17 protein-coding genes are annotated in these 21,225 nt (G+C 36.9%); 8 read left to right on the top strand and 9 right to left on the bottom strand.

The annotated features are described in order from the left end of the window. The first annotated feature begins 2 nt into the window (after positions 1-2). Together DSM03_RS03620 and DSM03_RS03615 are read left to right on the top strand one after the other, a co-directional pair. On the top strand, positions 3-3,143 hold the full coding sequence (locus DSM03_RS03620; protein WP_128759646.1) for an efflux RND transporter permease subunit: 3,141 nt from the start codon (positions 3-5) through the stop codon (positions 3,141-3,143). A 1-nt stretch (position 3,144) separates the two neighbouring features. Continuing rightward, positions 3,145-4,545: an efflux transporter outer membrane subunit gene (locus DSM03_RS03615; protein WP_128759645.1), complete on the top strand. Its 1,401-nt coding sequence runs from the start codon at positions 3,145-3,147 to the stop codon at positions 4,543-4,545. Positions 4,546-4,629: 84 nt separating this feature from the next. Here the strand turns inward: DSM03_RS03615 and DSM03_RS03610 are convergent, their stop codons facing one another. From DSM03_RS03610 to DSM03_RS03600, 3 genes are read right to left on the bottom strand one after another with little or no spacing between them, the layout of a single operon-like run. Then, a complete protein-coding gene (locus DSM03_RS03610; RefSeq protein WP_128759644.1) occupies positions 4,630-5,130 on the bottom strand; it encodes a YciI family protein in 501 nt (166 codons plus the stop codon). After that, complete coding sequence (locus tag DSM03_RS03605) at positions 5,115-5,591, bottom strand: CYTH domain-containing protein (RefSeq protein WP_128759643.1); 477 nt, start codon at positions 5,589-5,591, stop codon at positions 5,115-5,117. The genes DSM03_RS03610 and DSM03_RS03605 overlap by 16 nt, the downstream gene beginning before the upstream one ends. Then, on the bottom strand, positions 5,584-6,249 hold the full coding sequence (locus DSM03_RS03600; protein WP_128759642.1) for an NAD(P)H-binding protein: 666 nt from the start codon (positions 6,247-6,249) through the stop codon (positions 5,584-5,586). The genes DSM03_RS03605 and DSM03_RS03600 overlap by 8 nt, the downstream gene beginning before the upstream one ends. Before the next feature lie 135 nt (positions 6,250-6,384). On the opposite strand from DSM03_RS03600, the gene dinB reads away from it, so the two are divergent. Then, positions 6,385-7,488 (top strand): DNA polymerase IV, encoded by a 1,104-nt coding sequence (gene dinB / locus DSM03_RS03595; RefSeq protein ID WP_128759641.1) that lies wholly within the window; start codon positions 6,385-6,387, stop codon positions 7,486-7,488. A 60-nt stretch (positions 7,489-7,548) separates the two neighbouring features. On the opposite strand, the gene pyk is transcribed toward dinB, so the two are convergent. From pyk to DSM03_RS03570, 5 genes are all read right to left on the bottom strand, one after another. Next, positions 7,549-8,985 (bottom strand): pyruvate kinase, encoded by a 1,437-nt coding sequence (gene pyk, locus DSM03_RS03590; RefSeq protein ID WP_128759640.1) that lies wholly within the window; start codon positions 8,983-8,985, stop codon positions 7,549-7,551. Beyond that, on the bottom strand, positions 8,985-9,473 hold the full coding sequence (locus DSM03_RS03585; RefSeq protein WP_128759639.1) for an IPExxxVDY family protein: 489 nt from the start codon (positions 9,471-9,473) through the stop codon (positions 8,985-8,987). The genes pyk and DSM03_RS03585 overlap by 1 nt, the downstream gene beginning before the upstream one ends. 94 nt (positions 9,474-9,567) lie before the next feature. Then, entirely contained in the window at positions 9,568-10,314 is a 747-nt protein-coding gene (rnc, locus tag DSM03_RS03580; RefSeq protein ID WP_128759638.1) for a ribonuclease III, read from the bottom strand. A gap of 6 nt (positions 10,315-10,320) precedes the next feature. Next, positions 10,321-11,574 (bottom strand): beta-ketoacyl-ACP synthase II, encoded by a 1,254-nt coding sequence (gene fabF, locus DSM03_RS03575; protein WP_128759637.1) that lies wholly within the window; start codon positions 11,572-11,574, stop codon positions 10,321-10,323. A gap of 19 nt (positions 11,575-11,593) precedes the next feature. Continuing rightward, the gene (locus DSM03_RS03570) at positions 11,594-11,827 is read right to left on the bottom strand and encodes an acyl carrier protein (RefSeq protein ID WP_009778413.1); all 234 of its coding nucleotides are present in this window, start codon (positions 11,825-11,827) and stop codon (positions 11,594-11,596) included. A 177-nt stretch (positions 11,828-12,004) separates the two neighbouring features. Between DSM03_RS03570 and purN the strand changes: the two genes are divergently transcribed. The 4 genes from purN (at position 12,005) to DSM03_RS03550 (ending at position 16,306) form a co-directional block, all read left to right on the top strand. Beyond that, positions 12,005-12,574, top strand: a complete 570-nt coding sequence (gene purN / locus DSM03_RS03565; protein ID WP_128759636.1) for a phosphoribosylglycinamide formyltransferase — start codon at positions 12,005-12,007, stop codon at positions 12,572-12,574. 50 nt (positions 12,575-12,624) lie between these two features. Next, positions 12,625-13,260 carry a ribonuclease H1 domain-containing protein gene (locus DSM03_RS03560; RefSeq protein ID WP_128759635.1) on the top strand — a complete coding sequence of 212 codons (636 nt, stop codon included), beginning with the start codon at positions 12,625-12,627 and terminating at the stop codon, positions 13,258-13,260. A 170-nt stretch (positions 13,261-13,430) separates the two neighbouring features. Continuing rightward, positions 13,431-14,354, top strand: a complete 924-nt coding sequence (locus DSM03_RS03555) for a PfkB family carbohydrate kinase (protein WP_128759634.1) — start codon at positions 13,431-13,433, stop codon at positions 14,352-14,354. A 53-nt stretch (positions 14,355-14,407) separates the two neighbouring features. Further along, positions 14,408-16,306 carry an amidophosphoribosyltransferase gene (locus DSM03_RS03550; RefSeq protein WP_128759633.1) on the top strand — a complete coding sequence of 633 codons (1,899 nt, stop codon included), beginning with the start codon at positions 14,408-14,410 and terminating at the stop codon, positions 16,304-16,306. Between the two features lie 748 nt (positions 16,307-17,054). On the opposite strand, the gene DSM03_RS03545 is transcribed toward DSM03_RS03550, so the two are convergent. Then, entirely contained in the window at positions 17,055-17,663 is a 609-nt protein-coding gene (locus DSM03_RS03545) for a superoxide dismutase (protein ID WP_128759632.1), read from the bottom strand. Positions 17,664-17,850: 187 nt separating this feature from the next. On the opposite strand from DSM03_RS03545, the gene DSM03_RS03540 reads away from it, so the two are divergent. Further along, complete coding sequence (locus tag DSM03_RS03540) at positions 17,851-20,994, top strand: UvrD-helicase domain-containing protein (RefSeq protein WP_128759631.1); 3,144 nt, start codon at positions 17,851-17,853, stop codon at positions 20,992-20,994. Positions 20,995-21,225 lie beyond the last annotated feature (231 nt).

The raw sequence follows: 21,225 nt of genomic DNA, 5'->3' as shown, positions 1-21,225 counted from the left end.
TCATGTTAAAAACATTTATAGAAAGACCGGTACTTTCTACTGTAATATCTATTATCATAGTTATTCTTGGGGTACTTGGACTTACAACCTTATCTGTTGAGCAATATCCTGATATTGCACCACCAACAGTTCAGGTAACTGCAAATTACACCGGTGCCAGTGCTGAGACCATTCTGGAAAGTGTGATCATTCCTATTGAGGAACAGATTAACGGTGTTGAAGGAATGAGCTATATCACCTCTACAGCAACCAATAATGGTACTGCTGAGATCACGGTATATTTTGATCAGGATACAGACCCTGATATTGATGCGGTAAACGTACAAAACCGGGTAGCTCTTGCGAGCCCATTACTCCCACAAGAAGTTACACAGTCTGGTGTGGTAACCCAAAAAAGGCAAACGGGAGCATTGATGTTTATGTCTATGTATTCTAAGAATCCAGACTATGATGCGACGTTCTTAAACAATTACCTGAATATTAATATCATTCCGGCATTTAAGCGAGTAAATGGTGTGGGTGATGCAAACGTATTCTCACAACAAGATTATGCAATGCGTATCTGGTTAAAACCAGACCGTTTAAAAGCGTATAACCTAGTACCTGCAGATATTACAGCGGCATTAAACGAGCAAAGTTTAGAAGCTGCTGCAGGAACTTTGGGACAGAATAACGGAGAAACTTTTTCTTACACTATTAAATACAGTGGGCGTTATAAAGAAGAAGGACAATATGAAGATATCATCATCAAAGCTCTCGAAAACGGACAGTTTTTAAGACTGAAAGATGTTGCAGATATTCAGCTTGATGCGCAGTCTTATGCGGCAAGTTCACAAACTAAGGGATACCCTAGTGTGAGTTTTGCTATCTATCAAACTAAAGGTTCTAATGCGCAAGATATTATTGAAACCATTCAGGGTGAACTGGAAACGATAAGAAAAGATCTGCCAGAAGGTGTAGAGATCTTTGTCCCGTATAATACTAATGAATTTCTGGAAGCTTCCATAGAAAAAGTGGTTCACACCCTTATAGAAGCCTTTATTCTGGTTTTTATCGTTGTATTTATTTTCTTGCAAGATTTTAGATCCACATTAATCCCGGCGATCGCGGTTCCGGTTTCGATTATAGGTACTTTTTTCTTCTTAAACTTGTTTGGGTACTCTATAAACCTGCTTACGCTATTTGCACTTGTATTGGCGATAGGTATTGTGGTAGATGATGCAATTGTAGTGGTTGAAGCAGTTCATGCCAAGTTAGATGAGGGAGCTAAAACTGCATCTGGTGCTACTCTAGATGCTATGCATGAAATATCTGGCGCGATAATCTCGATCACCTTAGTTATGGCTGCGGTATTTATCCCGGTAACATTTGTGCAAGGTCCTACAGGGGTTTTCTATGAACAGTTTGGTATCACACTCATCGTTGCAATTATAATTTCAGCAGTTAACGCATTGACTTTGAGTCCGGCATTGTGTGCTTTATTCTTAAAGCCTCATAATGAAGACGACGAGCATAAAAAGAAAAGTTTTTTACAGCGTTTTTATGACAGATTCAACAGAGGTTTTAATGCCACAATTAATCACTACGGAAAGTCTTTAGGTTTTTTATACAAAAACAAATGGATCACTTTTGCGATGATCATACTTGCAGGAGTGGGAATATTTTGGGCTTCAAGTACGACACGAACCGGTTTTGTACCTAACGAAGATCGTGGAGTATTATTTATTGACATGTCACTTGCACCGGGTTCTTCTTTAGATAAAACTAACGAAGTACTTACCGAACTGTATAATGACATCAAAGACATACCAGGTATTGAAGGTATTAGTACAGTTGCAGGTCGTGGGTTAATCAGCGGGCAGGGTAGTAACAACGCATTAGGTTTTATGAAGCTTGATGATTTTTCTAAGCGTGATGCAGACTCTTTATCTGTAGATGCCATTACGGCGAAACTCTTTGGAGTAGCTGCTCAATACCCTGAAGCAAATATTATTTTCTTTGCACCTCCTAGTATCCCTGGATTTAGTATTTCGTCTGGAGTAGAGGTTAATTTGTTAGACCGTTCTAGTGGTGCTTTAACAGATCTGGATCAGGCCAATCAGGAATTTATGGGCAACATTATGTCTCATCCTGAAGTGCAATACGCACAATCATCTTTCAATACAAAATACCCTCAATATCAATTGGATATTGATATTCCTCTTGCTAAACGTACAGGAGTAACCGTGAGTGATATATTCTCTGCAATGCAGGGATATATAGGTGGAATTTATGCTGCAGATTTCTCTCGTTTTGGTAAACAATACCGTGTTTACATACAGGCATATCCAGATTTTCGTGCAGATAAAGATGATATCAATTCCATGTTTATCAGAACAAAAAATGGTGATATGACACCGCTTAGTGAATATGTAAGCTTTGAGCGTGTTTACGGTCCTCAGGCTGTAACCAGATTCAATCTCTTTAATTCGACTAAAGTAAACGTGTCTATGAACCCGGGATACAGTTCTGGTGATGGTATTAAAATCGTTGAGCAAGAAGCTTCAAAACTGGCAAATAACTATGATGTAGCATACTCCGGTCTTACTCGTGAAGAAGTAAGTTCTGGTAGTCAAACAATCATGATATTTATGTTGTGTGTGTTATTTGTTTACTTCTTACTTTCTGCACAATATGAAAGCTATTTACTACCACTAGCAGTAATTTTTTCTTTACCGCTAGGTATTTTTGGAGCCTTTATCTCAACCAAATTAATGGGGCTTGAGAATAATATTTATTTTCAGATAGCACTTATAATGCTGGTAGGACTATTAGCAAAAAATGCGATTCTTATTGTAGAATTTGCCATACAGCGGCGTAAAAACGGAGAGTCTATTGTAGACTCTGCTATAGACGGTGCAAAAGCGCGTCTGCGTCCTATTTTGATGACCTCATTTGCTTTTATTCTGGGTCTTATGCCTCTTGTTCTAGCATCAGGTGTAGGTGCTGCGGGTAACCGCTCAATAGGTACCGGAGCTGTTGGTGGATTATTAATAGGAACCCTACTTGGTGTGTTTGTAATTCCTATTCTGTATATCATGTTTCAATGGTTACAAGAGAAAATTTCTGGAAAACCAACTACTCAAACCGAAGAAACTCTTTAATATGAAAAAGCAAACAATATATAGATTTTTCACACTGGTTGCTGCTCCCTTATTGCTGGCTTCGTGCTTTGCTGCTAAAGAATATGAGCGCCCGGAAGAAGTCATTAGCGATCTCAATTATCGCACAGATATGCTGCCGCAAGACAGTACAAATGTGACGCTGATTTCTTGGAACGAACTTTTTACAGATCCTGTTCTTCAGGAATTGATTCAAGAAGGGCTTCAGGAAAATATAGACATTCGTGTTGCATTAGAACAAATCAAAGCTGCTCAGGCTTACTTTAAACAAGGTAAGCTGGGCTATTTCCCAACCCTAACCGGAACCGGGCAATATACACATCAGGATTTATCGTCTAACAGTCAGTTTGGGAGTCAATTCTCTAGTTTAGATGTGTTTCAGCTGAGCGGAAGTCTTTCTTGGGAAGCCGATATCTGGGGTAAAATAAGAAGTAATAAACGCGCTTATGCCGCTTCTTATTTACAAACTGTAGAAGCCCATAAAGCTGTAAAAACTGCTTTGATCGCTAATATCGCATCCTCTTACTTTCAGCTTTTAGCTTTAGATGAACAACTTCGGGTCACCGAAGAAACCATCGAGACCAGAAGCAGTAGCCTCGAAACTACAAAAGCTTTAAAAGAAGCCGGTAATGTTACTGAAGTCGGCGTAAAACAAACAGAAGCGCAACTGTATACAGCACAAGCCTTACGATTAGACATACTTAAACAAATACGCCTTTTAGAAAACAGTCTTTCTATACTTTTAGGCAAAGAACCGGGTGCGATTGAACGCGGAAATCTTATGGATCAGAAAATCACAACACCGTTAAAAACCGGTGTTCCTGCTGAATTGTTGAGCAACAGACCAGATGTTATGGCTTCAGAATTTAATTTGCTGAATGCGTTTGAACTCACTAATGTAGCCCGAAGTAATTTTTACCCTTCGCTTACCTTAACAGCAACTGGCGGTTTTCAGAGTTTAGAATTTGACAAGCTCTTTGATTCGAGTTCTTTATTTTCAACTATTGTTGCAGGTCTGACTCAGCCCATTTTCAACGGAAGACAAATAAGAACAAAATATGAAGTAGCGCAAGCGACGCAAGAACAAGCTAAACTTCAATTTAGAAGCGCATTGCTAACTGCAACTCAGGAAGTATCCGATGCTTTATATTCTTATGAAATTGCCACTGAAAAACTGGAAGTGAAGAAAAATGAATTTGAAGCTTATGATCTGGCAACAAACTATTCCGAAGAGCTTTTAGATAACGGTCTCGTAAACTACTTAGAAGTACTAACCGCGCGTCAAAATGCTCTTAGTTCTAGCTTAGACCTTATAGATACCCATTTTAACCAACTGCAAGCAATCGTAGACCTTTATGAAGCTCTAGGAGGTGGATGGCAATAGCCGAAATTTTAAAAATTAATCGAGCCTTTTATCCCTAAAGGAACAGCTTAAAGCCGAAACACTTGATGTTTCGGCTTTTTGTTTTTAGCGCAACGGGAATCCCTTTGCGGCCCACCACGGGTGTAACTCAATCTCTAACCTACCTGCTTGTACCATAGGGTCTAGATTTGCCAGACTATCTGCCATCTTCAGTGTTGGCGTATTGTAAATGGTAATACCGCGTATATCGCCATCATCTCCAAAAGGTCCTGAAATATCTGCATAGCCCAACTCATACATTTTACCTAAATGTTCTAAGTGTAACTTCTGAAGACTGTCTGCCTCAGCTTTAGTCTGTTTGCGATTAGGGCCACTTTTGAGAAAAGCTATAAAATACTGTTGCATAATCACTGTATCTTTTGTTTTCTCATCAACATAATTCATCGTGAGATAACCCGCTTCTTTAAGGTCTGCTTCTATATCAGAAATAAGTCTTGTATGTTGTGGTTTATCCCTAAGAACAGGTACTTCTTTAGCGTGGTGCTCTTTACAAGACACCACAAAAACCAATACTATAAAGAGTTTAAATATTAATTTTCTTTCCATAACGTAAATGGGTTTTTACTCAGCTGCGAGTTATAATACCGCACGTCCCCGGTAACTTCTTCTCCCAGCCAATTTGGTCTTATAAACTTTTCATCTGAGGTGTTCAATTCTATTTCGGCTAAAACAAGTCCATCATTTTCATCAAAAAATTCATCTACTTCATAAACATGTTCACCAGCTTTAACCTCATATCTTATTTTTGAAATCACACCGGGTTCACACAGTTTCAATAAAGCTTCGGCCTCCTCTTTCTCAATTTCTTTTTCCCACTCAAAACGCGTTGTTCCAGACTCGTCAGACTTACCTTTTATGGTCAGATAGCCTGTATTTTTTTTTATGCGTATACGCACCGCTCGCTCAGGATTACTATTGAGGTAGCCTTGTTTTATTTCGCTTAGCGAAAAAGCTTCGGTTTTAAAAGCTCCACTTTTTACTAAAAATTTACGTTCTATTTCAAGCATGTTTTGCTGCGAGTTTTTTGATTACATCAGATTCTATTTTGTTATCTGCATATGTGTTGAAGGAAAGGTATTGCATTGCTGCCACTAAAGCTTCAGGTTTTATGCTTTGAAATTTCTTTAAAGGTCCTATCAGAAAAAAGTTGAAAAACTTAAAAGCTTGTATGGCCAGTTTTTCTATCGTTCGTTTTTCTTCACGATCTCCTGCTAATAATGCTGGCTGCAATAAATAGGTTTCCTTTAAGTTTTGTTTAAGTACATCACGCTCCATTTCCCCTTTAACTTTATTATAAAAAACACTGCTTTCTGCATTTGCACCCAGCGCAGAAATAGCAATAAATTGCGATATTTTATTTTGTTTGCACAACCGGGCAGCACTTACAGGAATGCCATAATCTATCTGTTTATAGGTTTCTTTATCACTCGTTTTAGACTGAGTCGTACCAATACAGCAGAAAACAATATCGCCTTTAAATAAAGATTTGTATTTCTCTAATTCAAGAACATCTACCACGTGCTCTTCTAATTTAGCATGAGTTATATTAGATTTTCTACGATGAAAACTGATGAGTTTATCATATCTAGAATCAGCTAAAACTGCTTTAGCAAGAAGATTTCCGGTTAGTCCTGTAATACCCAATATAATTGCTGTTTTGCCCATTTTAATTGTTTTTAGGGAATGAATATTGAAGCATTCTGAAAATTCATCTAAATCATTCAACAAGCCAATTTACAATTTTGTGTGCTTAAAAATAGAGCCGAGCGCAAAGCCCTTTGATGTATTTTTGCACATACTATGGAAGAAGAACCTAAATCCAGAAAGATTATTCACGTCGATATGGATGCATTTTATGCGTCTGTAGAACAGCTGGACAATCCTGAACTGAGAGGAAAGCCTGTAGCTGTGGGTGGTGGTTCTGAACGTGGTGTGGTGAGCGCAGCGAGTTACGAAGCCCGTAAATTTGGTGTGCGTAGCGCGATGGCAGGAGGTTTAGCTCGCAGACTCTGCCCAGAACTCATCTTTGTAAAGACCCGTTTTGACAGGTATCGAGAGATAAGTGCTCAAATCAGACAAATTTTTTATGAATATACAGATCTGGTAGAACCGCTGTCTCTTGATGAAGCCTATCTGGACGTTAGCGACAATAAAAAAGGGAATCCCAGCGCATCGCTCATTGCAAAAGAAATACGCGCTAAGATCAAAGAAAAAACAGGTCTAAATGCTTCTGCAGGGATTTCTGTAAATAAATTTATTGCAAAAGTTGCCAGCGATGTCAATAAGCCTAACGGCCAAAAAACCATTGGCCCGGAAGAAGTAATCCCATTTCTCGAAGCTTTAGATATCAGAAAATTTTATGGTGTGGGTAAAGTCACTGCCGAAAAAATGTACCAACTCGGGATATTTACAGGCAATGATCTTAAAACTAAAACACTGGAGTTTTTAGAGGAAAAATTCGGTAAAAGTGGGAAGCATTATTATAATGTGGTTCGAGGCATTCACAACAGTCCTGTAAAGCCAGACCGAATTAGAAAATCATTAGGTGCAGAGCGAACATTTAGTGAAAATATTTCTTCTGAAATCTTTATGCTAGAGCGTCTCGAGAATATTGCCGAAGAGATTGAACGCCGTCTAAAAAAGTCTAATGTTGCCGGTAAAACAGTTACTTTAAAAATTAAGTATAGCGACTTCACTTTAAAAACCCGAAGCAAAACACTTTCCTATTATATTAGGTCTAAAGACGTTATTCTTGAAACCGCAAAAGAGTTGCTTTACCAAGAAAAAATGAAAAATAGTGTACGCCTTTTGGGTATCACTTTAGCAAACCTCAACACAGAAGATAAAAAGGAACAGCTAACTGATAAGAAAGAAATCGCTGTTCAGCTAAAGTTTGATTTTTAAACATAAAAAAGCTCTTTCAATCGAAAGAGCTTTGCTATTAATAAGGGAGAAATCTTAGAATTAATTCCCTTGTATTTCACGAACGCGAAGCGTATTTACCATACCTTTTTCAGTAATTGGCATAGCTGCAAGGCTAATTACCATATCACCAATATTTAAGTATCCGCTATCACGAGCGATTCGGTTTATATCTCTTACTGTTTCATCTGTAGAAACAAACTTATCGTAATAGAATGCTTTAACACCCCAAAGTAAGTTTAGCTGACTTAAAATAATTCGGTTTGAGGTAAATACTAAAATATGAGAATTAGGTCTCCAAGCTGAAATTTGAAAAGCTGTATATCCACTATTGGTAAGTGTTGTAATCGCTTTTGCATCAATCTCATTAGCCATAAGCGCAGCGTGGTAACAAATTGCTTTTGTAATGTAACGCTTGGTACGAATATGAGGAGGCGTGTGTGGTACTTTGATCAATTCTGAATCTTCAACTTTAGAAAGAATCGAAGCCATACGCTCAATCACCTGAACCGGGTATTTACCTACTGAAGTTTCACCGCTTAACATAACCGCATCTGCACCATCCATAACAGAGTTTGCAACATCATTAACTTCTGCACGAGTTGGGGTAAGACTATCTATCATCGTCTCCATCATCTGTGTAGCGATAATTACAGGAATACGCGCTTTTTTAGCAGCTAGTACTAATTGCTTTTGAATAAGCGGCACCTCTTCTGCCGGAATCTCAACACCTAGATCTCCACGAGCAACCATCAGACCGTCACTATACGCAACAATCTTGTCAATATTTCTTACAGCTTCTGGCTTCTCTATCTTAGAAATAATAGGAATTTTATATTCAGAATGCTCTTTGATCAAGTCTTGAAGTTGAATTAAATCTCCTTCGTGACGCACAAAAGAAAGTGCTAACCAATCTACTTTTTGGCTTATTGCAAATATTGCATCTTCAATATCTTTTTCGGTAAGAGCCGGAAGCGAAATGTTTGTATTAGGAAGGTTAACTCCTTTTCTAGACTTTAAAGGTCCTCCTTGAATTACTACAGTTTCAACTTCGTTTTCATTATCGGTCTTTAAAACTTCAAAGATCAATTTACCATCATCCAGAAGAATACGCTCCCCTTTATTTACATCACGAGGAAAATGCTGATAGTTCATATAGACACGCTCTTTTGTGCCTTCAAATTCTTCTTGAGTTGAAAATATAATTTTATCTCCGGGATTAACAACTACTTCATCTTTCATGATCCCTACTCGTAGTTTAGGACCCTGTAAATCTGCTAGTATTGCTGTATTGTATCCAAATTCTTCGCTAAGGCTTCGTATCATTTGAATACGCTCTTTTACTGCATCATAATCTGCATGCGAAAAATTGATTCGGAATACATCTACACCGGCCTTAATCATATCATGAAGTACTTCCTTCTTGCTGGTTGCAGGTCCTAGTGTAGCAACAATCTTAGTTTTCTTTGTGTTTGACATTATTCAAAAATTAAATTTTGTTTAGACTTTAGGGAGCTTACTTCTACATGGTAAGCTGTAATTATTTGTGGTATTTGGTTCAGTTGTGCTAAAAGTGTTAATATGGGTATTTTACCATCGTCACTTTCTATTTTAAGTAAATAATCTGCGTTTTTAACTTCGGGAACTAAGTTAAGAGTTTTGTAATGTTCTGACTCAGATTCTGTAAACAGGTCACTGTTAACTACTCGCTTATCATACTTCAACTTGTACTTATTAGCTATCAATGTATAGCTCAGGTAGTTTTTCTTATCATCAAAATACATTGCTGTAAAGCTATACTTGTCATTTTTTACAAAAAAATCAACATCATCAGAACTTTTCAACCTCAGACCGGCATATTTGTTAATTAAAAATGCTATCCGGTACTCTTCTAAAGAACAGTGTATTGCAATGACAGTGAAGTCAAAATCAAATACATCATCCAGTAAAAGCTTTAGAGCAGCCATATTCTTAAATAAGCGTTAAATATAATCAAACTCCAAGAGATATTCTCAGCATTTAGCTTTATCTAAATGTAAATATGATTACGCCTAAATCATTTTAGTTAAAGCGATGTATATCTATTTTATTTTGAAATACATAGTAGGCTCGCTTAGCAGCTTTCTCTTCTGCTTTTTTCTTAGAAGTTGATCGCGCTTTTGCTACTTGCTTATCATCTATAAACAAGCGTACCGAAAAGTGACGAACTACGTCCTGACCAGAATCTTCATAGGTATTGAAATCAAAGGTCCTTTTTTCTTTCTGACACCATTCTATCAAAAGACTTTTATAGCTTATTACACGTCCTTCGAGCTTTTCGATGTCTACATAAGGATCAATCACTCGTTTATTGATAAACTTTTTAGTGTATTTATAGCCTCTGTCTTGATAAATAGCTCCTACTAGAGCTTCAAAGAGATTCCCGTGTATGTTCACACCAAAATTCTCTTTAGGAATAGCCGACTTTACTAAATTAAGTAAACCTAAATCTCTTCCCAGTTCATTAAGATGTTCACGACTAACTACTTTAGAACGCATTTTTGTTAGGTAACCTTCATCACCCTTGCCTACTTCATCAAATAAATGTGCTGCGATTACAGCACCCAGCATAGCATCTCCTAAAAACTCCAGACGCTCGTAATTAAAAGCATGTCCCCTTTTATTTTGAATTGCCATAGACCTATGGGTAAAGGCCTCCTCATAATGCTGAATGGTTTTAGGCTTAAATCCTATTATTTTCTGAATGGTGACAAAAAAATTCCCGTCCTTGTCAGAACGGGAAGTAAATATGTTGCGAATCACACTCATCTGTGATTATTCGCTATACTTTTTAAATAAGACGCAAGCATTGTGACCTCCAAAACCGAAAGTATTGCTCATTGCAACGTTAACCTCACGTTTTTGTGCTTTGTTCAAAGTAAGGTTTAAAGAACTATCTATATTCTCATCAACAGTGGTATGATTTATAGTAGGAGGTACTAGGCTGTTTTCCATAGCTAATATTGAAGCGATTGCCTCGATAGCTCCGGCAGCACCGAGTAAGTGTCCCGTCATTGATTTTGTTGAATTGATATTGATATCCTTCGCATGCTCACCAAAAACTTTGGTAATTGCTTTAAGTTCGGCCACATCTCCTAGTGGAGTTGAAGTACCATGGGTGTTTATCGCATCTACCTCTTCTGGCTTGATGTTAGCGTCTCTTAAGCAATTAAGCATAACGCGCTCTACACCTATACCATCAGGATGCGGTGCTGTCATATGATAAGCATCACTAGACATCCCTCCTCCTACAACTTCAGCATATATTTTTGCTCCACGTGCTTTAGCATGCTCATACTCTTCAAGAATAAGAGCTCCTGCGCCTTCACCTAAAACAAAACCATCTCGTGTAGAATCAAAAGGTCTTGATGCTGTTTCTGGGCTTTCATTACGTGTAGATAAGGCATGCATTGCATTAAAACCTCCCATACCCGCTTTAGTCACAGCAGCTTCACTACCACCTGTTACAATAATATCACAATGTCCTAAACGTATATAATTTAAGGCATCTATCATTGCGTTAGCAGATGATGCACAAGCAGAAACCGTTGTATAATTAGGTCCCATAAAACCATGTTTGATCGAGATATTACCCGGGGCGATATCTGCAATCATCTTTGGAATAAAAAATGGGTTGAACCTTGGGGTTCCATCACCTTCAGCGAAATTAATAACCTCGTCCTGAAAGGTTTCTAAACCGCCTATACCAGCTCCCCAAATAACACCTACTCTAAATTTATCAACGACATCAAGATCTATGCCCGCATCTTTAATAGCCTGATCAGAAGACACTAATGCATACTGCGCAAAACGGTCTAATTTACGGGCTTCTTTACGGTCAAAATGATCTAATGCATTGAAATTTTTGAGCTCACAAGCGAATTTGGTTTTAAACTTTTCTGCGTCAAAATACGTAATAGGGGCACAGCCACTCTTACCTGTACTCAATCCTTCCCAATATTCTTCAATATTGTTCCCGATTGGCGTAAGCGCACCAAGACCTGTTACAACGACTCGCTTTAACTCCATAAGGTAATTTGCTTTCTTCTTACTTTGCTTCTTCTATATAGGAAATAGCTTGACCTACAGTAGCTATATTTTCTGCCTGGTCGTCTGGAATCTGAATATCAAATTCTTTTTCAAACTCCATAATAAGCTCAACTGTATCTAACGAGTCTGCTCCTAGGTCGTTTGTGAAGCTAGCTTCTGCAACAACCTCGTTCTCATCAACGCCAAGTTTATCTACGATGATGGCTTTTACTCTTGATGCAATGTCTGACATAATATTTAATTTTAAATTTTAATTAGGAGGCAAAAATAGCAAACTTTACCGTTTTACCACATTACCTGTCTAAAATGTATCGTTAATTTAAACATTTCCTTTCTAAGATTCAATGCAAAGTGCTTATTTAAACGAATAATAATCCGTTGTTTTGCAGCCTCGCAACACATACTATATATGAAAAAAATCGTAATTTTTGCTTCAGGAAGTGGTACTAATGCACAACGTATCACAGAATTTTTTGAAAATAGAGATGACGCGCAAGTTGTTCAGATTTTGAGCAATAAAAACACCGCAAAGGTATTAGATCGTGCTAATAAACTTAAAATAAGTGCCTTTAGTTTTAATCGCACAGCATTTTACGACACTACACAAGTTTTAGATCTAATTAAACAAACACAACCAGATCTTATAGTATTAGCAGGCTTTTTGTGGTTGTTTCCTCAACATATAATAGAAGCTTATTCTGGCAAAATAATTAATATTCACCCGGCTTTACTTCCTGCTTATGGTGGCAAGGGTATGTATGGCGATCATGTACACAAAGCGGTTGTTGAAGCAGGAGAAAAAGAGTCAGGCATTACTATACATGAAGTTACTGCCGAGTATGACAAAGGCGTTATCCTCTTTCAGGCCAAGACTCAACTCGAAGAAGGAGAAACCGCAGAAAGTCTTGCGGCAAAAATTCATGAATTAGAATACGAGCATTTTCCGCAAGTTATTGCTGAAATTTTAGAGAAACAATAACCAATATAATATATGATTTCTGCCTGCGCGGAAATGAAAAATGTTTTTTCATGGTTAAAAAGGAAAAATTCTATGTAGTCTGGCAAGGTAAAAAGCCCGGCATTTACACATCGTGGAAAGACTGCAAAGCAATGATTGACGGTTTTGCAGGAGCACAGTATAAATCGTTCTCCAGCTTTCCGGAAGCCAAAGCGGCATACAATAAAGATTATAAAGACGTCAAAGGAAGCTCTAAAAGTAAAAAAGTACTCTCTGCCGCCGAAAAGGAAAAATACGGAGAGCCCAATTTATATTCTATTGCCGTAGATGCAGCAAGTTCTGGTAATCCAGGAATTATGGAATATCGTGGTGTTGACACCCAAACTACTAAACAGCTTTTTCATCAAGGTCCTTTTAAACAAGGGACCAATAATATAGGAGAGTTCTTAGCACTTGTACACGGCCTGGCTTTTCTTAAAAAAAACAACAGTGATCGCATCATTTATTCTGACTCTCGCATTGCAATTGGTTGGGTCAAAAAGAAGAAGTGTAATACTAAACTTAAAGAGAATTCTAAGAATAAAGATGTTTATGAATTAGTAAGGCGCGCAGAAAATTGGTTAAAAACCAATACGTATAAGACGGTAATTGTAAAATGGGAAACTAAAGCTTGGGGCGAGATTCCTGCAGATTTCGGTAGAAAATAGTTGGTTTCTAAAAAAAATCTAATGTTTTTAGCTTGTATATTAATATAATCACAACTAACGGTTTTTCTACTTAATTTCAAAATGCACCACACAAGTAAGTTTAGAAACAGTCTTACGACCATTGTTTAAAATTGCGTTATCAAAACTGTATATTTGCTTAAAATTTTTGAATGCAAAAACTGGTAATTGTAGGCACATGTGCCTTTGATGAAATTGAATCTCCTTTTGGTAAAACAGGAAGAATTTTAGGTGGCGCCGGTACCTTTATAGGTCTTGCCGCTTCAAATTTTGACGTAGATCAGGCAATTGTATCTGTTGTAGGATCAGATTTCCCACAAGAATATATAGACTTACTCAAAAATAAAGGTATCAATATGCAAGGCCTTGAGGTAGTTGAAAATGGTAAAACTTTTTTTTGGAAAGGACGCTACCACAACGACCTTAATTCACGAGATACTTTAATCACCGAGTTAAATACACTAGCAGACTTTAACCCTGTAGTTCCTGAAGATTATAAGGATGCAGAGATTGTGATGCTGGGCAATTTGCATCCACTGGTACAACTTTCTGTGCTAGACCAGATGAATAAAAAACCGAAGCTTGCTATTCTGGACACCATGAATTTCTGGATGGACAGTGCTCTTGAGGATCTTAAAAAAGTTATCGCGCGAGTAGATGTTATTACTATAAATGACGAAGAGGCCCGTCAATTGAGTGGCGAGTATTCTCTCGTAGTTGCCGCAAAGAAAATTTCTGAGATGGGACCTCGCTTTGTGGTTATCAAAAAAGGAGAGCACGGCGCATTATTATTTGAAGAGAATGATATCTTCTTTGCTCCTGCGCTTCCGCTTGAAGAAGTTTTTGACCCTACTGGAGCCGGTGATACTTTTGCTGGTGGTTTTGCAGGCTATCTTGCTAGCAGTGGTGATATTTCTTTTGAAAATATGAAAAGGGCAATCATACACGGTTCTAATCTAGCTTCCTTTTGCGTAGAAAAATTTGGAACCGAGCGTATGCAAAATTTAAAACCTGACGAAATAGAAAAGCGTTTGCTGAAATTTAAAGCCTTAACGCAATTTAATTTAGACCTATAAAACAACGCGCGCCCTCTTCTTAACCGAAGGGGGCGCAAACATTAGAACAAGCTATGAGTGATGCAATTAAGCATGAATGTGGAATTTCAGTAATACGCCTTTTGAAACCTCTGGAGTATTATAAAGAAAAATACGGCAGTGCATTTTATGGTGTGAACAAAATGTATTTAATGATGGAAAAGCAGCATAACCGTGGTCAGGATGGTGCAGGTTTTGCCAGTATTAAATTAGACATGGCTCCGGGCGAGCGTTATATCAGCAGGCAACGGTCTATTGCGCAGCAGCCTATACAAGACATTTTTGCGCAAATAAATTCTCGTATCAACCAGACCTTATTAGAGCATCCTGAATATGCAGATGATGTGGCACTTCAAAAAAGACATGTGCCATATGTAGGTGAGTTGCTTTTAGGTCACGTGCGCTATGGAACATTTGGGAAAAACAGTGTTGAAAGTGTTCACCCGTTTTTAAGACAAAACAACTGGATGCACCGTAACCTTATTGTTGCAGGTAACTTCAATATGACAAACGTGTTCAAGCTTTTTGATAAGCTTGTAGAGCTTGGCCAGCACCCCAAGGAAAAAGCGGACACCATCACGGTGATGGAAAAAATAGGTCACTTTTTAGATGATGCAGTTGCTAAGGTTTATAAGAAATTAAAAAAAGAAGGCTTTTCTAAATTTGAAGCTTCTCCACAAATTGCAGAGCGTCTAAATATTGCAAAAATTTTAAAGAAAGCATCAAAAGACTGGGATGGCGGTTATGCTATGGCAGGTTTATTGGGTCACGGAGATTCTTTTGTATTGCGTGATCCTTCAGGGATCAGACCGGCTTATTATTATAAAGATGATGAGGTTGTTGTTATTGCCAGTGAACGCCCTGTAATTCAAACTGTTTTTAATGCAAAATTTGAAGATGTACACGAGTTAGACCCAGGTCACGCGATGATCATTAAAAAGAGTGGTGCCACTTCAATAGAAAAAATACAGGAACCACACGAACGTAAAGCATGTTCTTTTGAGCGCATTTATTTCTCAAGAGGAAGCGATGCCGAAATTTATCAGGAGCGTAAAGAATTGGGGCGCTTATTAATGCCTGAAGTTTTAAAGCATATTCAGCATGATACGCAGAACACTGTTTTCAGTTACATTCCTAATACGGCCGAAACTTCTTTTTACGGTATGGTTGAAGCTGCACAGGCAGAACTAGATAAGCAAAAAGCAGATGAAATTTTAGAACGTAGAAACGAACTTGACAAAGAAGGTCTTAAAGAGATTCTTTCAAAAAAATTGCGCACTGAAAAAATAGCTATTAAAGACGTAAAACTACGCACCTTTATTACCGAAGACAGCAGTAGAGATGATCTTGTAGCTCACGTTTATGACGTTACCTATGGTGTTGTAAAAGAATCTGACAATTTGGTGATAATTGATGATAGTATCGTACGGGGTACAACGCTTAAGAAAAGTATCATAAAAATGTTATCTCGATTAAATCCTAAAAAGATTGTTGTTGTTTCTTCTGCACCGCAAATTCGCTATCCTGACTGCTACGGAATAGATATGGCTAAGCTTCAGGACTTCATTGCATTTAGAGCGGCTATAGACCTCTTAAAAGAGCAAAATAAAGAAGACATCATAGATCAGGTTTATCAAAAGTGTTTGAGTCAGGTAGATTTTGAAGATACAGAAGTTGTTAATTATGTGAAAAAAATCTACGAACCATTTACCGACGAACAAGTTTCAGATAAAATTGCAGAACTTCTTAAAGATGAAACCACTAAACCAGAAGTAAGTGTTATTTATCAAAAAGTAGCTGATCTACATAAAGCATGTCCTAAAAACTTAGGGGACTGGTACTTTACAGGAGACTACCCTACCGCAGGTGGAAATCGCGTCGTAAACCGTGCTTTTATCAATTATGTAGAGGGAAATTTGAAAAGAGCGTATTAAAACAACTGTTTAACTAATAATTAAGCACTTAATCTAAAAGATTTGGTTCTATCCTACAACATATAATACTTTAGTGACTGCCATAACATAAGTAGGTTAAGTTCATGGTAGATTTGGGGCAAAAAAGGTGGATTTATTCCACCTTTTTTATTGCCCAAAATTTAAGGGATGACCGATTATGCCCGGTGCCTGATATCAAAATAGACTTGATTACAAACTGCTTTTCTATTAAAAACATATCTGCTGCTGCGAGCCGTTTTCAACCTCTCGATTTATTCCAGTTTTTTATTTGGACCAAATCCGGTTAGCAAGTTTAGCATACACTACTAACTACTGCATCAGCACTCCAAAAAATAACGCGAGTCGTTTCAGCCTTCTGCCTTTTTCACCTTTATTTTTACATACATTCGAACTTAAGAGCTAACTACTGCTTATTACGCTCGTTCTGATTTTTTAAGAAGAAGCTTCTATAAATATCAGGGTATTCAAAGGGAGTCGTTTTATTAGGCAAGTAACTGTTTCAGTTCTGTTGAAAGAATTTTCCAACGCTTCTTTCTAAGGAATGTAATTACCTAATTCTGATAATTCCCCATAACCTGAAGGTCATGAATTTTCTGAAAACTCAAACGCAATTGTGAGGACATTAAATCAATACGCATATATTCTAAAACATTTATTCAATATTTTTTAAAGGACAAAAAAAAGCCCGGTAAATCCGGGCTTTAATTACTTAAAAAAAAAGTTTTTATTATTTGTTCTGAGCATATCTGCTAGAAACTTCTTGCCAGTTGATTACATTAAAAAATGCATCAATATATTCTGGACGCTTGTTCTGATACTTTAAGTAATAAGCATGTTCCCATACATCAATACCTAAAATTGGAGTTCCTCCACAACCTACTTCCGGCATAAGTGGATTATCTTGGTTAGGAGTAGAACAAACTTCTACTTTTCCACCTTCGTGAACACATAACCAAGCCCATCCAGAACCAAACTGGGTTCCTGCAGCACTACTGAATTTATCTTTAAACGCTTCAAAAGATCCAAACGCAGCGTTAATAGCTTCTGCTAATTCACCAGTTGGCTCACCACCACCGTCAGGAGACATTACTTCCCAGAATAAACTGTGGTTGTAAAAACCTCCACCGTTGTTACGAACAGCTTTGTTAGACATATCAAGATTGATTAATATATTCTCAATAGTCTTTCCTTCTAAATCTGTTCCTTCAATAGCAGCGTTTAATTTACTGGTATAACCTGCGTGATGCTTATCATGATGAATTTCCATGGTTTGAGCATCAATATTTGGTTCTAGTGCGTCTTTCGCGTATTTTAATTTCGGGAGTTGAAATGACATTTTTATTTAATTTTTTTCGTTAATAGAATAGTTGATAGTCAAAGATAGTGATTCATAAGCCTTATTTAAAAGATGCTGTGTTATAATACTCTTAAGGTTTAACCCATTAATAATCAATTCTAAAATAAAAGCACATCTCTGCAAATGGCTTGCGAGCTCCCATACGGTAATTTATTATCTTGAACCCATGCAAAACAACCCTTCAATTTCTATTTACAATGCCTCTGCGGGAGCGGGTAAAACCTTTGCTCTTGTAAAGAATTATCTCAGCATCTTATTTAAAAGCAATAACGAATTTAAATACCGCCGTATTCTCGCCATCACGTTTACAAATAAAGCTGTGGCAGAGATGAAAATGCGCATTGTAAAAAATCTTCAGGAATTTTCAAATGAAGCTATTTTTGAAAATCCGAGTCCAATGCTTCTCACGATTGAGGAAGAAACTGAACTGAGCCGAGAAGAAATTCACAAAAAATCAAAACGCTTACTAAAAAATATTGTTCAGGATTTTGCCTCTTTTGATGTGGTTACCATAGATAATTTTACACATCGCATCATTCGCACCTTTGCTTATGACCTTAAAATTCCTCAAAATTTTGAAGTTGAGCTCAACACTCAGGATGTTCTAGAGCAAGCCGTAGACAACTTGATCGATAAGGCAGGAAGAGATCCGTTTATCACACAAGTTTTATTAGATTATGCATTTGAAAAAATTGATGACGATAAAAGCTGGGATATTTCACTTGATTTCTATGAGATAAGCAGACTACTACTTAGTGAAAATGATCGCGAATTTTTAAAGAGAGTAAACAATAAATCTTTAAAAGACTTTGCAGAACTTAAAAAATATTTAAAAGCTTCTAATAAAAAACTTGAAGTTCAGATTAAAGAATCTGCAAAATCCCTTTTACAGTTTTTCAGTACAAATGGTCTTGAAGAAGCTCATTTTAAAGGAAAATATCTTCCAAAGACGGTTGTCAAATTTTCAGAAGGAAATTTTGCATTAAATACTTCTTCTGCCTGGGTGATGAAATTAGGCGAAGAACCTATGTACACCAAGACCCAAAAAGATATCATTAAACAAACTTTAGATCAGATTGCTCCTGAAATCACAACCAGATTCAACACTATAAAATCTGACATTTTTCAGTTGAAGTTTCAGGAAGAACTTTATAAAAAACTGACGCCACTTTCTGTTTTACAAGCGATACAAAAAGAAGTTGATGCGCTTAAATCTGAAAATAACCTGGTTTTGATTTCAGACTTTAATGAGCTTATTCATAAAAATATTGCTAATCAGCCAACACCATTTATATATGAACGCTTAGGCGAGCGCTACGAGAATTACTTTATTGATGAGTTTCAAGATACTTCTGTGTTGCAATGGAATAATCTAGTACCACTAATCGATAACGCCGTAAGCACCAATCAGCCTGAAAGTCTGGCAAACAGCCTAATGCTTGTAGGAGACCCCAAACAAGCCATATACAGATGGCGCGGAGGGGAGGCAGGTCAATTCATTAGCTTATCAAAAGACGAAGTTAACCCGTTTCAAAACAGAGATAAAAAAACCATTGATCTTCCTTTTAATTACAGAAGTTATGATCAAATCATAAATTTTAATAATTCCTTTTTTACTGAAATAGCATCTGTTTTCGCCTATGATGAGTATAAAAATATCTATACTTCTGGAAATGCTCAAAAGGTAAACTCCAGAACAGGAGGTTATGTTTCCATTTCATTTGTAGATGCTGATACAAATACAGATGCCGAACCACTATACCTAGATGAAGTTGTAAACTCCATTAAATCTTGCCAAGAAAATGGATTTAAACTTCATGAGCTCTGCATTCTGGTGCGAAGAAATGCTGAAGGAGTTGCTATCGCGCAACGCCTTCAGGAAGAGAAAATACCAGTTATATCTAGTGAAAGTTTACTTCTTAAACAGTCTCCTCAAGTTCAATTTATAATCAATTTATTACATTTTACATTAGAACCAGATTCTAACGCCATCAGCATCAAATTGCTTGAATACTTGGCGAAATTCCATTTAAAAATTGAAGATAAGCATGAGTTTTATAAATATTATTTATCCTATTCCGGAGAAGCTTTATTCAACACTATTTTTGAAGATTCTGGTGATTTTGATTTTAATTTATGTTCTTCCTTACCCATTTATGAAGCTGTAGAATATGTAATAAGAAGCTTTAACCTGAATCAGGAAGGCGGTTCTTATCTACAGTTTTTCTTAGATGCTGTTTATGATTTCTCACAAAAAAATTTCGGTGGCATTCCCGAATTTATAATATGGTGGGATCGCAAAAAAGATAAATTGAGCATCAGCACACCACCTGCTTCTGAAGCTGTACAGATTATGACTATTCACAAAGCCAAAGGGCTGGAGTTTCCTGTTGTGATTTATCCTTTTGCACATACTGACCTCTATCCTACTAAATCCGATTCTTATAATTGGTATTTACCGGAAGAAAATGAATTCTCAGGATTTGAAGCATTGCTATTGGGACAAAAAAGCGAACTTCTAGACTACAATGAGCAGACCTCTGTTTTATATCATCAAAAAAGAATCCAACAACAACTTGATAATATAAATGTATTATATGTAGCTCTCACGAGAAGTGTTGAGCAATTGTATATAATTAGCAAAAGCAGTAAACTCAAGGGTGAACCCAAAAATTTTTCTGACCTGTTGAGGCTTTATTTAGAAAATCAAAATGTATTCAACACTGATCAAAACAAGTATTCCTTTGGCAATCAACCGCGTATTTCTCACACCAAAGCGTTAGCCAACAATTCAAACGAATTGAAACTTATAAGCACTGCTAAGGAATCTCATGATTTAATATTAGTCACACAGGCAGAAGCACTATGGGATACCGCGCGACTAGAAGCCATAAGTTTTGGAAATATCATTCATGAATTGATGGCTGATATCAAAACCGAAAAGCATATAGATCCTGCGCTAAAAAAGGCTGTAACTAAAGGGATGATTACAACTGATCAATTGGAACCACTAGGAACCAAACTTAAAAAGTTAATTATTGAGTTACAGGATCACGGTTTTTTTAATCCTCAACATCAAATACTTAATGAGCGGGCAATTCTTGTTTCCGGGAAGATGCTCAGACCAGATCGATTGGAAATAGACCCATCAAATAAATTATGGCTTTTAGACTATAAGACCGGAGAGCCTCATGAAAATCACAAAAATCAGATTATTGAATATGAAAATGTATTGCTAAAAATGAATTATCAAGTAGTGAAAAAAGCCATTATCTATCTGAATGCTAAAAAACGCATACACGTTCTTTAACATTTTATATACAATCTTAAATCTTAAAATATTTATAATCAGTCATATTCTCTTTTCTATTTAAAATGCTAATTATAAGGAGATAAAGTATATTTTTTGTAGACTCACAGCATCTTTATACTGTTTTACAGAGACTTACACCATATATAATTCTTAGTAAAGGTTTAATAAAACTTTATCACTTGTGGTTTTGCAGGTATATTTTAACAAACTACTTTTACCTCAATAATT

It is taken from the genome of Leeuwenhoekiella aestuarii, assembly GCF_004104055.1.
Classification (GTDB): Bacteria; Bacteroidota; Bacteroidia; order Flavobacteriales; family Flavobacteriaceae; genus Leeuwenhoekiella; species Leeuwenhoekiella aestuarii.
Note: the sequence above shows the minus strand (reverse complement) of the source record. Positions and strands in the feature narration are given on the sequence as shown.